Origin of the sequence: Curtobacterium sp. 24E2, from assembly GCF_016925595.1 — a bacterium.
Taxonomy (GTDB): Bacteria; Actinomycetota; Actinomycetes; order Actinomycetales; family Microbacteriaceae; genus Curtobacterium.
Window position 1 is genome coordinate 3351234 of sequence record NZ_CP068987.1, and the last position, 12429, is coordinate 3363662.

At 72.0% G+C, this 12429-nt stretch carries 18 protein-coding genes; 10 read left to right on the forward strand and 8 right to left on the reverse strand.

What is annotated here, in order from left to right; genetic code table 11:
• Positions 1–14: 14 nt before the first annotated feature.
• The 7 genes from JN350_RS16375 (at position 15) to JN350_RS16405 (ending at position 5481) form a co-directional block, all read left to right on the forward strand.
• The gene (locus tag JN350_RS16375; RefSeq protein ID WP_123672409.1) at positions 15–413 is read left to right on the forward strand and encodes a DoxX family protein; all 399 of its coding nucleotides are present in this window, start codon (positions 15–17) and stop codon (positions 411–413) included.
• Positions 410–1201, forward strand: coding sequence for a DUF2071 domain-containing protein (locus JN350_RS16380; RefSeq protein ID WP_205462851.1), 792 nt, complete (start codon positions 410–412; stop codon positions 1199–1201). Before JN350_RS16375 ends, JN350_RS16380 begins: the two co-directional genes overlap by 4 nt.
• A complete protein-coding gene (locus JN350_RS16385; protein ID WP_240347374.1) occupies positions 1198–1671 on the forward strand; it encodes a DUF1810 domain-containing protein in 474 nt (157 codons plus the stop codon). The genes JN350_RS16380 and JN350_RS16385 overlap by 4 nt, the downstream gene beginning before the upstream one ends.
• 80 nt (positions 1672–1751) lie before the next feature.
• Positions 1752–2402 (forward strand): GntR family transcriptional regulator, encoded by a 651-nt coding sequence (locus JN350_RS16390; protein WP_205462852.1) that lies wholly within the window; start codon positions 1752–1754, stop codon positions 2400–2402.
• Positions 2403–2588: 186 nt separating this feature from the next.
• Positions 2589–3044: a MarR family winged helix-turn-helix transcriptional regulator gene (locus tag JN350_RS16395; RefSeq protein WP_131921792.1), complete on the forward strand. Its 456-nt coding sequence runs from the start codon at positions 2589–2591 to the stop codon at positions 3042–3044.
• 411 nt (positions 3045–3455) lie between these two features.
• Positions 3456–4223, forward strand: coding sequence for an aggregation-promoting factor C-terminal-like domain-containing protein (locus JN350_RS16400; protein WP_205462853.1), 768 nt, complete (start codon positions 3456–3458; stop codon positions 4221–4223).
• A 91-nt stretch (positions 4224–4314) separates the two neighbouring features.
• Complete coding sequence (locus tag JN350_RS16405) at positions 4315–5481, forward strand: low temperature requirement protein A (protein ID WP_240347375.1); 1167 nt, start codon at positions 4315–4317, stop codon at positions 5479–5481.
• A gap of 166 nt (positions 5482–5647) precedes the next feature.
• On the opposite strand, the gene JN350_RS16410 is transcribed toward JN350_RS16405, so the two are convergent.
• Genes JN350_RS16410 through JN350_RS16425 form a run of 4 tightly spaced genes read right to left on the reverse strand, consistent with a single transcriptional unit; the run spans position 5648 to position 7321 of the window.
• A complete protein-coding gene (locus JN350_RS16410; RefSeq protein WP_205462854.1) occupies positions 5648–5956 on the reverse strand; it encodes a hypothetical protein in 309 nt (102 codons plus the stop codon).
• Positions 5953–6591 (reverse strand): hypothetical protein, encoded by a 639-nt coding sequence (locus JN350_RS16415; RefSeq protein ID WP_205462855.1) that lies wholly within the window; start codon positions 6589–6591, stop codon positions 5953–5955. The genes JN350_RS16410 and JN350_RS16415 overlap by 4 nt, the downstream gene beginning before the upstream one ends.
• 22 nt (positions 6592–6613) lie before the next feature.
• A complete protein-coding gene (locus tag JN350_RS16420; RefSeq protein ID WP_461963218.1) occupies positions 6614–7141 on the reverse strand; it encodes an RNA polymerase sigma factor in 528 nt (175 codons plus the stop codon).
• Positions 7142–7150: 9 nt separating this feature from the next.
• Positions 7151–7321 carry a hypothetical protein gene (locus JN350_RS16425; protein ID WP_205462856.1) on the reverse strand — a complete coding sequence of 57 codons (171 nt, stop codon included), beginning with the start codon at positions 7319–7321 and terminating at the stop codon, positions 7151–7153.
• A gap of 103 nt (positions 7322–7424) precedes the next feature.
• On the opposite strand from JN350_RS16425, the gene JN350_RS16430 reads away from it, so the two are divergent.
• Positions 7425–8072 carry an MOSC domain-containing protein gene (locus JN350_RS16430; RefSeq protein WP_123938558.1) on the forward strand — a complete coding sequence of 216 codons (648 nt, stop codon included), beginning with the start codon at positions 7425–7427 and terminating at the stop codon, positions 8070–8072.
• Here the strand turns inward: JN350_RS16430 and JN350_RS16435 are convergent, their stop codons facing one another.
• Complete coding sequence (locus tag JN350_RS16435) at positions 8073–8447, reverse strand: MmcQ/YjbR family DNA-binding protein (protein ID WP_205462857.1); 375 nt, start codon at positions 8445–8447, stop codon at positions 8073–8075.
• Between the two features lie 155 nt (positions 8448–8602).
• Between JN350_RS16435 and JN350_RS16440 the strand changes: the two genes are divergently transcribed.
• A complete protein-coding gene (locus tag JN350_RS16440; protein ID WP_240347376.1) occupies positions 8603–8902 on the forward strand; it encodes an excalibur calcium-binding domain-containing protein in 300 nt (99 codons plus the stop codon).
• Positions 8903–8983: 81 nt separating this feature from the next.
• Here the strand turns inward: JN350_RS16440 and epsC are convergent, their stop codons facing one another.
• From epsC to JN350_RS16455, 3 genes are all read right to left on the reverse strand, one after another.
• The gene (gene epsC / locus JN350_RS16445) at positions 8984–9568 is read right to left on the reverse strand and encodes a serine O-acetyltransferase EpsC (protein ID WP_235035942.1); all 585 of its coding nucleotides are present in this window, start codon (positions 9566–9568) and stop codon (positions 8984–8986) included.
• Positions 9565–10503: a cysteine synthase A gene (gene cysK / locus JN350_RS16450; protein ID WP_111084370.1), complete on the reverse strand. Its 939-nt coding sequence runs from the start codon at positions 10501–10503 to the stop codon at positions 9565–9567. Before cysK ends, epsC begins: the two co-directional genes overlap by 4 nt.
• A gap of 260 nt (positions 10504–10763) precedes the next feature.
• A complete protein-coding gene (locus tag JN350_RS16455; protein ID WP_205462858.1) occupies positions 10764–11801 on the reverse strand; it encodes a dipeptidase in 1038 nt (345 codons plus the stop codon).
• Positions 11802–11845: 44 nt separating this feature from the next.
• On the opposite strand from JN350_RS16455, the gene JN350_RS16460 reads away from it, so the two are divergent.
• The gene (locus tag JN350_RS16460) at positions 11846–12421 is read left to right on the forward strand and encodes a GNAT family N-acetyltransferase (RefSeq protein WP_205462859.1); all 576 of its coding nucleotides are present in this window, start codon (positions 11846–11848) and stop codon (positions 12419–12421) included.
• The last annotated feature ends 8 nt before the right edge of the window (positions 12422–12429 follow it).

A 12429-nucleotide genomic window follows, 5' to 3' on the forward strand; every position in this document is an offset into this window, starting at 1 on the left:
GCACGATGGGAGCCATGCGACGACGTGAGCGGATCAGACGAGCCACCCGGACTGCCACCCTGCTCGCCGTGCTGCTCGGCGGGGCCGGCGTCACCCACTTCCTCCAGCCGCGCCACTACGACCGGATCGTGCCGGACACACTGCCACCGCGCCTGACGACGGTCGCGTCCGGCGTGGCCGAACTCGGCATCGCCGCCGGGCTCGCGTTCCCGGCCACTCGCCGGGCCTCGGGGTGGGCTGCAGCTGCCCTGTTCGCCGCGGTCTTCCCCGCGAACGTGAAGATGGCGAACGACCTGCTCGACAGCCCGCGGTCGACCCGGGCGATGCGGCTCGTCTCCGTGCTGCGGCTCCCGCTGCAGGCCCCGCTCGTCCTGTGGGCCGTGCGCGTCGGTCGGCACGCACCGAAGCGGTGACCCAGCCGTCCTGGACCCGTGCGGCCGCACCGCTGCTGCACCGGCCGGTGACCCAGCACGCGTGGGACGACGTCGTCTTCGCGCACTGGCGGCACGATCCGGGTCCGCTGGCGCGACTCGTGCCGCGGGGGACGCGCCCCGACGTGGTCGACGGCAGCGCCTGGGTGGGACTGACGGCCTACGTCTTCCACGAGACCCGGGTGCCGCCCTTCCCCTCCGCCGGCCGCCTCGGGCGCATGACCGAGCTCACCATCGAGGTCCTGACCGTGGACGACCAGGGCCGGCGCGGCGTCGCCTACCGCACCGTGGACACCGCGAACGTGCCGGCGATCGTGGCCGCACACGCCCTGCTCGGCGTGCCGTACACCTTCGCGCACGCCCGATCGCGCCGCCGCGGCGAGGTCGTCGCGCACCGGTCGGTCCGGCACCCCGCGCGTGCACTGCACCCGGTGCGCTGGGCGCGGTCGCTGCGGCAGGAACGCCCCTCGGGCACGGCCAGACCCCGGCACGCGGCCTCGATCCGCGTCACCGCCGGCGACGTCGTCGAGACGCCACTGGCCGCCGAGCTGACCACCCGCGCCGGCATCCACGCCCGGTACCTGGCCCAGACGCTGTTCTGGCAGCGACAGCACCCGCCGCTGACGGTGCGGGCCGCGCACCTCGACCGGCTCGAGGGGGACCTGCCGGACGCCGTCGGCATGCCGGGGCTGTTCGACCGGGCACCCGACTCGCTGCTCGTCGTCGACGGCACCACCGTGCGGTACGCCTGGGGCGGGGTCGTGCGGTGAGCGACCACGCCGCGGACGATGCCGCCCTGGACGACCTCGACCGCTTCGTGCGGGCGCAGGACGGCGTGCACGACGACGCCCTCGCCGAGTTGCGGCGCGGACGGAAGACCTCGCACTGGATGTGGTTCGTCTTCCCGCAGCTCGCCGGCCTCGGGCGGAGCGCCACCGCCGAGCGCTACGGCGTGCGCGGGCTCACCGAGGCCCGCGCGTACCTCGCGCACCCGGTGCTCGGGGACCGGCTCCGGACCGCCGCGACCGTCGTCGCGGCTGCGCCGGCTCCGTCGGCCGAGGCGCTGCTCGGTGGGACGGATGCCCTGAAACTCCGGTCCTCGATGACACTGTTCGCCCGGGCGGCGACCGACCCGGAGCCCTTCGCAGCGGTGCTCGACCGGTGGTACGGCGGGGCGGAGGACCCGGTCACCGTCCGGCTGCTGGACGCGGGCGAGCGAGCGACCGGTGACACGCGCTGAGCCGAGCGGAACGCCGGTCTCATATCAGGTACGTTGATCGGTGCGCGTGCATCGACCGCGCCCCGATCGAAGGAGAACGCATGCCGGTCCCCCGCAGCGCCCCGACCGAGCACCAGCTGCTCCGCGACACCGTCCGGCACAAGATCCACGACGCGATCATGGACGGCACGCTCGTCCCCGGCGAGCGGCTCAACGACGACGAGCTCATCGCCTGGCTCGGCGTCTCCCGCACGCCGATCCGCGAAGCGCTGAGCCAGCTCTCCCGTGCCGGCCTCATCGAGATGGCGCCGAACCGGTACACGCGCGTCACGACGCCGGACCCGGCCGAGGTCGTCGAGGCGATGCAGACCCTCGGGGTGCTGTTCGGCGGCGTCGTCCGCCTCGCCGTCCCCCGCCTCGGTGCCGGCGCACGGAAGAAGATCCTCGCGCAGCTCGACAAGACGATCGCCGAGCTCGAGTCGCACGACGTCCCCGCGGTGAACCACGACGCGCTCGACGTGTTCGCGCTCTACGTCGCCGAGTGCGGCAACGAGAACCTGCAGCGCGTGTGCCGCGACACCATGGACGGTCTGGCGTTCCGCCTGCGCCTGCCGAACCTCGACGAACTCGTCGACTGGGACCGGATGACCGAGGACTTCCGTCGACTGCGCACCGCGACCGAGTCCGGCGACAACGTCGCCGCCGAGCTCGCGGCCGAGGCGATCCACCAGCTGCCGGGCGAGAAGCGCTGAGTCCGGCTGTACCCCCGTACAGGAACCCGCCCGTCTCGCGCACGCGAGGCGGGCGGTCCGCGTTCCACGGGCCTCCCGGACACCCCGTCCAGGCCCGTGACCGACGCGCACGACGCTCCCAGACTGCGGCTCCGGCGAGCCGATAGCATCGCTGGCGACCACCCGATCGCCCACCCGGAGCAGCAGATGAGTCCTCGATCGACGGACCGTACCGAGGTCGCCGCACGTCTGGCCGCGGCGGTCGGACGCATCAACCGGCGAGCACGGACGGACTCGGCCTCGCTCGGGTACGGGATCGTGTCCGCACTCGCCACCATCCAGCGCGAAGGCCCCCTGCGCCCGGGCGACCTGTCGCGGATCGAGGTGGTCACGAAGCCCACGATGACCCGGATCCTGACCGAGCTCGAACAGCGCGGCTTCATCGCGCGCGAAGCCGATCCGCGCGACGGCCGCGCCTTCATGGTCTCGGCCACCGACGAGGGCATCGCGGCGGTCGAACGGGCACGCTCGGACCGCACCGGGATCGTCGCCGAGCTCATCGCCGAACTCGGTGAGTCCGACGTCACCGCGATCGCCGGAGCGCTCGACGCCCTCGAACGCGTCGCCCAGGGCGACCGCACCCAGGAACCTCACACGTTCTAGGTCCGAACCGGCCGTTACCGAACCGTTACCAACGGGTGGACGGACGGTTCTGCCAGCGATCCTGGACGCGCCATCCAGTCTGACGGGTCATCGTGTCGGCTTCGCCCGACGGCGGCCTCCCCGGCCCGGTCGCGGCGGACGGACGGGCCCCACACCACCGTCCGGTCCTCCCCGGTTCGCCAGACTCCCCCTGTTGCGCGCATCCCGACGCGCGCAGCATCGCTCACCGTCCCCGACGTGCCGAGCAGCGCGGAGTCCCGCACCACGAACCGCCCGACCACCGGAACCGATGCCAGGACACACTCCCGACCTCCCCACCACCACCGCCTCGACCCGACGTGAGGCCCTGGACTCCCCAGCCGGCGCGTGCGCCGCGCCCTCCGCCACCGTGCGCTCCGACACCGTGCGACGTTGATCGTCGGCGGTGCCGCGGTCCTCGCCGTCGCCGGCGGTGCCGTCACGGTCGGCACCCAGCCCGCCATCGGTGAAGCGCTCGGCATGCCGACCGGCACCGCGAGTGCGTCCGAGACGGCCCAGCCCGCCCTGCGCGGCACCGCCCTCGACCGTGCCCAGGCAGCGGCGACCATCTCGACCGCGAAGACCGTGATGACGACGGCGAACGCCAAGACCGACACGGCCTCGCTCGAGCAGCACATCGACGCACTCAGTGACTACCCGGAGCTGTCCGGCGCCGCGCTCACGACGCGCATCTCGTCGACCGTCGAGTCGACCGCGCACGTCGCGCAGGCCAGCGCCACGCAGGACAAGCGGGACGTCGACGCGAAGGCAGCAGCCGTCGCGAAGGCCGCCGCCGAGAAGCGCGCCGCAGCGGCAGCAGCGGAGGCCGCCCAGAAGCTGGCGGCGGGCAACACCGTCGCGGGTGCCAAGGCGACGGCGACCTCGCTGGCGTCCTCGGAGTACGGCTGGGGCTCCGACCAGTTCCAGTGCCTCGACAACCTGTGGACCAAGGAGTCGGGCTGGAACTACCAGGCCGTCAACGCGAACGGCGGGGCGACCGGCATCCCGCAGGCGCTGCCCGGGTCGAAGATGGCGACCATCGGCTCGGACTGGCAGACGAACGCCACGACCCAGATCAAGTGGGGCCTGCAGTACATCAGCGCCGCGTACGGCACCCCGTGCTCGGCGTGGGCGCACTCGCAGGCGAACAACTTCTACTGAGCGGCGCGGGAGCGGCCTGCCGGCTCACGCACCTGCACGTCGAACGGCCCCGGGTACCGCCCGGGGCCGTTCGTGCTGTAGGCATGCCGGGGTGACGACGATCGGACTGCGCCGGATGGCGCCCCGCGACCCCGCCGAGGGACACCGTGCCGCGAGCCCCCTGGAACTGCTGTTCGACCTGGTGTTCGTCGTCGCGGTGGGCTTCGCCGCCACCAACCTGCACGAGATCGAGGCCGAGGGGCACGTCAGCTCCGCGGTGGTGGCGTACGCCATGGTGTTCTTCGCCATCTGGTGGGCGTGGCTGAACTTCAGCTGGTTCGCGACCTCGTTCGACACCGACGACTGGCTCTACCGCGTCACGACGTTCGTGCAGATGGCCGGCGTCCTCGTGCTCGCCGCCGGGGTGCACGCCGCCATGACCGCGGGCGACTTCACGGTGCCGGTGATCGGCTACGTCGTGATGCGCCTGGCGATGGTGGCGCAGTGGCTCCGCGTCGCCGCGTCGTCCCCGCGGTACCGCCGCACCGCACTCCGGTACGCCGTGGGCATCGTCGTCGTGCAGGTGCTCTGGGTCGGCATGCTCGCGCTGCCGCAGGGATCGACGGCGTGGGCGTTCCCCGTCCTCGTCCTGCTCGAGGTGCTCGTCCCGCCGATCGCCGAGGGCACGGGCGAGACGACGCCGTGGCACACGCACCACATCGCCGAGCGGTACGCGCTGTTCACCCTCATCGTGCTGGGCGAGGGACTCGTCGCCTCGGCGAACGCGGTCATCGACGGCATCGCCGAGGCCGACCACCTGGCGTCGCTGCTCGTCCTGGCCGCCGCCGGGCTCGTCATCGTCGCCGGACTGTGGTGGATCTACTTCTCGCGCGAGCAGCACGACCACATCCGGAACCTGCCGAGCGCGCTCGTGTTCGGCTACGGCCACTACTTCGTCTTCGCCGCTGCGGGTGCGCTGCCGGCCGGGATCGAGGTCGCGGTCAGCGCGGACGCGGGTGAGGCCGACCTGTCGCACGCCACGGTGGCTGCGACCGTGACCGTCCCGGTCGCGCTGTTCGTGCTCGCGATCTGGGCGCTCGCACTCCGGCCGTCGCTGTCCGCCGGGTGGAACGCGATCGTCGTCGTGCTCGCCGTCGCGATCCTCGCGACGATCGCGGTGCCCGACGTCTCCCTCGTCGCGACCGCGCTGCTCCTCGCCGCGATCGTCGTGGTGCTCGAGGTCGCCGAGCGGCGACCAGGGACGCGCCGCGTGCGCTGAGGACGCGACCGCGTGTCGGACGGGAGGCCCGTGGCGGCGCCGCCACGGGCCTCCCGTCCGTCGTCGCCGAAACGACAGAATCCCGCAAACTGTTCACGGGATCCTGTCGCTTCAGCGGGACGGTCCGTGCACGGTGACGGCACTGTGTCGCGTTGACGAGCCGGGGTCACCCCACCCGCGCGACCCGCACGTCGACCCGCGTGAGGTCCAGGCCGTGTGCCGACGCCGTCGTCAGGGCGACGTCGTGCACGGCGCGGGCGACCTCGGGCGCGGGGCGGTGTCCGTCGGTGCCGATGACGACCCGCAGGACGCCGTCGTCGACCACGATGCGTGCGGGGGACGTGCTGGACGCCATGCCGCGGACGGCGCTGACCGTGCTGGCCACGGTCGGGCGGGCACGGTAGAGGTCGGTGACGCCGGGGACGTCGACCACGGCCTGTTCGACCGCAGCGAAGGTGTCGTCTGTGGTGCTCATCGGGTCCCCTCCGTGTCGGTGTCGTCGGTGTCGTCGTCGTCGGCGGCGTCGGTGTCGCGCTGCGGTTCGAGCAGGTCGCGGACCACCACGTCGATCGAGTCGACGACCAGGTCGGTCTGCTCGGCGAGCGCCTGGGCGACCCCGGTGCGGACCAGGTCCGCCGTCGCGACGATCGACGGGCCGGACATGATCGCGACCTCGACGACCACGCGGATCGGTGCGGCGAGTTCGGTGACGTCACCGTCGAGACTGCACCGGGCGACCAGGACGCCGGGAACACCGTCGCCGGTCCGGCGGATGAGCGACCGGATCGCTCCCTCGGTCATCACCGGGCGCTCCGACTCGGACAGCGCGCGGAGCGGGACGTCGCGTCCGGAGCGGGACTCCAGCGAGATGTTGGCGAGCACACCGCCGATCCACGACTCGTCGGCCGGGGCTTCGTCGCGGGCGGCAGCTTCGAGGGACCCGAGCGACGCGTGTCGCACCCGCAGGATCGCCGCGAGGGCGTTCTGGCACGCGGGTGAGCCGTCGATGCTGGGATCCGGCGGCTGCATGCCGGCATCCAGGTAGTCGGCGAGCTCGTCGATGGAGTGGCCGTCGAGGTCGTCGAGTTCGAGTGCGTCGAGGTCGCTCATCGCCATCCCTCCATGAGTCGGATCATGTTCTTCCTCGCTCGGGACAGGAGTCCGCGGACCGTCGAGGGGGCAGGTCGAGTTCGGCGGCGATGTCGTCGTAGCTGTACTCGAGCACCTCCTTCATGATCCAGCAGCGTCGTTGGGCTTCGGGCAGTTCGGCGAGCGCTGTCTCCGCCGCTTCCTCGCGCGAGCGGGCTTCGGCGACCCGGTCGGGTGCGTCGTCGGCGGGTGCGGCGACCTCGAGTTCGGTGACGTCGTCGTGGAACCGTCTGGCCCGGATGCGGTCCAGGCACTTCCGGCTGAGGATCCGCATCAGCCAGGACTTCACCTTGGCGTGGTCCTCGAGACGGTCCAGGCGGTCCCACGCGGTGATGAAGGTCTCCTGCACGACGTCGTCGAGTTCGTCGGTCGATCCCAGGGTCCGACGGGCGTAGGCGCGCAGGAGCGGTGTGTAGCGGCGGATCAGGACCTCGAAGGCCCGGACGTCGCCATCGGACGACCGGCCGGCGAGGACCGCGTCGTCGAGCTCGGCGAGGGACTGGTGGTGCACGCTTTCCTTCTACTGGTGGTGGATGGTGATCCGCTGGACGCGCTTCCGGACGGGGACGACGCGCAGCGGACCGACCGGTCGGGAGCCGAGCGAACGGATCCGGACCTGCGCCAACCCGTGCGCCGGTGCGTGCCTGCCGTGCGACGTCAGGCGGACGGCAACGATGTCGTCGTCGAGCATGGAGACTCCTCGGTCGGACCACCGGACGTGGTCCCTCACCGGTGTGACGCACCGAACCGGCGGTTCGTCACACGTGCCGACGGACTTGCGCCAGAGTTGTGGCATGTCGCTCGTCACCGCCGTCTGCCGCGTCGACCGCCTGCTGCCCGACTCGGGCACGATCGGCGTCACCGCCATCGACAAGCGTCCGGTCGACGGGAAGGTCCGGGTTCGACCGCTCGGGCTGTACGCCGACGTCCAGGCCGACCGGAAGCACCACGGTGGCGAGGACCAGGCCGTGTACGCCTACGCCGACGAGGACGCCGCGTACTTCGCCGCGTCGCTGGAGCGCGAGATCCCGCCGGGCCTCTTCGGCGAGAACCTGCGGACCACGGGCGTCGACGTCACCGGGGCCGTGACGGGCGAGCGGTGGCGCATCGGCGAGACGCTGGAGCTCGAGGTGACGATCCCGCGGATCCCGTGCGGCACGTTCGCTCGCCGGATGGGCGTCGACAAGTGGGTCCGGCGGTTCACCGAGGAAGGCCGTCCGGGCGCGTACCTGCGGGTCGTGAAGTCCGGCCCGGTGGCAGCGGGTGACCCGGTCGTCGTGACGTACCGGCCGGAGCACGGGGTGACGATCGGCGAGGTGTTCGCGGGGCTCACCCCAGAGCGTGCCCGGGCCGTGCTCGAGTCCGGGGAACGACTCGCACCGAAGGTCGTCCGGGACGTCTCGAAGGTGCTCGCCCGGTCTTCGGCAGCCGCCAGCTCCTGATCAGTCGCTTCGCGTCGGGTCGAGGGGACGCTTCGCTCGGGGCAACCCGGCGACGACCAGGTCGTAGGCGTTCGCGACGAGGTCCTCGACCAGGGTCTCGTCGATGCCGTCACCGGGAGCGAGCGTGATCCAGTGCCGCTTGTTCATGTGCCACCCCGGTGTGATCTCGGCGTGGTCGCGGACGAGTGCGGCCCCGTGCGGTGGTGCGCACTTCAGGTTGACGATCGGCACGCCCCGGAGCTCGCTCGTCATCACGAACATCTTGTCGACGACCTTGTAGACGACGGCGCCCTCGCCGAACGGCTCGGTCTCGAACACCGCGGGCAGCCCCATCGCGGTGCGACTCGCGATCTCGTGCAACTGCTCGCCGTCCATGCACCCAGCATGCCGCAGACGCCCGACACGGCAGCGCGCGAACAGGACCTGTTCGGGGGCATGTCGTGAGTGTCGTTCACATCGTAGGATCAGCTCGCCGCGTACCCGACGCGGCGGTCGCCCCGGCGGCCACACACCTGTTCCAGGGGGAACCCGTGCGCATCATCCGTACCCTCGGCATCGCCGCCGCCACCGCAGTCCTCGCCACCACCGTCGTCGTCGGTGGGGCCTCCACCGCGCAGGCCGCCCCGAAGACCTACGCCAACTGCACCGCGGTGCAGAAGGTGTACTCCGGCGGCATCGCGAAGAAGTCCGTCACGCAGAACAAGGTCGTCTCCGGCGGCAAGACCACGACCCGTGCGCTCAAGGGCACGGTGAAGAAGGACGACGCCCTGTACAAGGCGAACGCGAAGCTCGACCGCGACAAGGACGGCATCGCCTGCGAGAAGAGCTGAGCGGAGGCCGCGGGCTGGCGGCGTTCCGCGCGGACGCCGGCGTCTCAGCAAGCCGCCGCACGCAGCAGCGGCGCGCACCCGTCAGAGCGTCGGGACGCCCTCGTGCCCGGACCTCGGGCGGGCGGTCCCGGCGACCCCGGTGACGACCGATCCTGCAGGGACGTCCTTCGTCACCACGGTGTTCGCACCGACGACGGAGTCCTGCCCGATGCTGATCGCCCCGATCAGGGACGATCCCGCGCCCAGCACGACGCGGTCGCCGACCACCGGGTGCCGTCGGGCTCCTGGACCGTGGTCGCCGCCGCGCCCGCCGAGGGTCACCCCGTGGAAGAGCACGACGTCGTCCCCGATCACCGCGGTCTCCCCGATCACGACGCCCATGCCGTGGTCGATGAAGAACCGTCGGCCGATGCGGGCGCCCGGGTGGATCTCGATGCCCGTCACCGACCGCGCTGCCTGGCCGATGACCCGTGCGACGAACCGCGACCCGGGCAGGCCCCTGGCCAGCCAGAGCCGGTGCGTCACGCGGTAGGTCCAGATGGCGTGCAGCCCGGAGTAGACGATCGCGTTCTCGAGGTCACCACGGGCGGCGGGGTCGCCGCGGCGTGCTGCGGCCAGGTCCTCCCGGACCGTCCGCAGCACGCCTCGTCGGACGGGACGACTCACGCAGTGAGTCCCTCGAAGAGCACCGTCGACAGGTAGCGCTCCCCGGTGTCGCAGACGATCGCGACGATGCGCTTGCCGGCGTTCTCGGGTCGTGCGGCGATCTCGAGCGCGGCGTGGATGATCGCGCCGGACGAGATGCCGGCGAGGATGCCCTCGTCGGTCGCGAGCGCCCGCGCCACACGCAGGGCGTCGTCGAGCTCGACGTCGAACACCTCGTCGATGACGGACTGGTCGAGGACCTCGGGGATGAAGTTCGCGCCGATGCCCGCGATCTTGTGCGGTCCGGCCTTGCCCTCGGTCAGGAGCGGGGAGTCCTTCGGCTCGACCGCGACGATCTGCACGCCGGGCACGCGCTCCTTGAGCACCTGGCCGACACCCGTGATCGTGCCACCGGTCCCGACACCGGCGACGAACACGTCGACGTGCTCCTCGGTGTCGCGCAGGATCTCCTCAGCGGTGGTCTTCCGGTGGATCGCGGCGTTGGCGGCGGTCTCGAACTGGTGGGCAAGGATCGCTCCGGGCGTCTCGTCGACGATCGCAGCTGCTCGTTCGACCGCGCCCTTCATGCCCTCGGGACCCGGGGTGAGCACGATCTCGGCCCCGTAGGCGCGCATCACCGCACGCCGCTCGACGCTCATCGTCTCCGGCATCGTGATGATGACCTTGTACCCGCGGGCCGCTCCGACGAGCGCGAGGGCGATGCCGGTGTTGCCCGACGACCCCTCGACGATGGTGCCGCCCGGCTGCAGGTCGCCGGACTGCTCGGCCGCGTCGATGATCGCGACGCCGAGGCGGTCCTTCACGCTGGCGCCGGGGTTGTAGAACTCGAGCTTGGCCAGCACCTCAGCGCCGCCCGCCTTCGGCAGCCGGTTCAGCTTGACGAGCGGGGTGTTGCCGAACGCCTGGGAGATGTTGTCGTAGATCGTGCCGCTCATCCGGTCCGTCCTCATCGGGTCAGGTCGCGCATCGCTCTTCCTGGAGGCGCGGTGTGCGCCCGATCCTAGCGACCGGACCCCAAGTGGTCCTGTCCACGGCCGTGCACCCACACCGCGTTCGCCGCAGCTCGCTCCGCCGCGGCGCGCTCCGGCAAAGCGACACTGTGCCGCCAACCTTTCGCGGGAGTGAGTCGCTTTCGCGGGACAGACAGGGGTCACGAGCGCGAAACCGTCGCTTTCGCGGCGCGGACCGGCCGGGGTCAGCGCACGAACGCCGTCCGCGCGAACCGCTCGTCGGTCGCCTCGAGCACCCGCAGCACGTTGCCCCCGGCGAGCGCCCGCAGGTCATCCGCTCCCCACCCGCGCCGCTGCAGCTCGGCGGCGAGCACCGGGTACCGCGACACGTCGCCGAGGTCCGGCGGCAGCACCGGGGTGCCGTCGTAGTCCCCGCCGAGGCCGATGTGCGCTGCGCCGGCGAGGTCGCGGGCGTGCTCGACGTGGTCCGCCACGTCCGACACCGTCACGAGCGGCGGCTCCCCCACCGAGCCGGCGTCCTCCCAGTCCGCCCAGTCGCGTGAGACGAACTTCGGCACGAACGTGATCATCACGATGCCGCCGTTGTCCGACAGCCGGGCGAGCACGTCGTCCGGCACGTTCCGCGGGTGGTCGTCGACCGCGACGGTGGAGGAGTGGCTGAAGACGACGGGCTGCGTGGCGACGTCGAGGGTGTCCCGCATGGTCGCCGGCGCGGTGTGGGACAGGTCGACGAGCATGCCGATCCGCTCCATCTCGGCCACCACCTGGCGGCCGCGGTCGGTCAGCCCGCCGTGCGGGCGCGAGCCCGTCGCCGAGTCAGCCCAGGGGGTGTCGTCGTTGTGCGTGAGCGTCATGTAGCGCACGCCGAGTCGGGCGAAGTCGCGGAGCACCGCCAGGTCGTCGCCGATGGAGTGCCCGCCCTCGGCGCCGAGCAGCGACGCGATCCGGCCGGACTCGACCGCCGCCCGCACCTCGGTCGCCGTCCGGGCCAGTGCGAGCGACTCCGGGTACCGCTCGATGATCCGGTGCGCCAGGTCGATCTGCTGCAGCGTCGTCCGCACGGGGTCCGGTTCGTCGACGGGCACGAAGACCGACCAGAACTGGCCGACGACACCACCGGCGCGGAGCTTCGGCAGGTCGGTGTGCAGCGAGTCGACCTCGGTGTCGATGCCCTCGACCCCGGAGTCGTGGGTCTCGCGGCGCTCCCACGGCAGGTCGTTGTGGCCGTCGATGACCGGGAACGAGATCGCGTCGAACGTCATGCCCCCGACGCTACCGCGCACGTCCCCGTGGCTAGGCTCGGTGCGTGGACCCCGTCACCCTCCGGACCGATCGCCTGGTGCTCTCCGTGCCGGTGCCCGCCGACACCGAGGACGTCATCGCCTACGCGAACGACCCGGACGTCATCGCGTTCATCGCGATGCCCGAGCCGTACGGGCACGCTGAGGCGCACCGGTGGCTCACCGCGGTGGTGCAGGACGGCTGGGCGACGGACACCCGCTACGAGTTCGGCATCCGTCGCGCCGGTGACCCGCGCCTGCTCGGCACGGTCGGGCTCTTCGGCATCGACGGTGGCGGTGCCGAGATCGGGTACGCGACGCACCCGGACGCCCGTGGTCAGGGCCTGGTGACCGAAGCGGCCGAGCGGGTGCTGCAGTGGGCGTTCGCACCGGCTGCGCAGGGACTCGGACTCGTCCGGGTGCAGTGGCGGGCGAAGGCCGAGAACACCGGCTCGATCGCGGTGGCCCGCCGACTGGGCATGCGGTACGAGGGCCGACGGCGCTCAGCGGTCCTGCACCACGGCGTCCGGCACGACGAACTACTCGCCGCGGTGCTCGTCGACGACGACCGCTCGGCCGGGACGGACTGGCCCACATCGTGACGGTGACG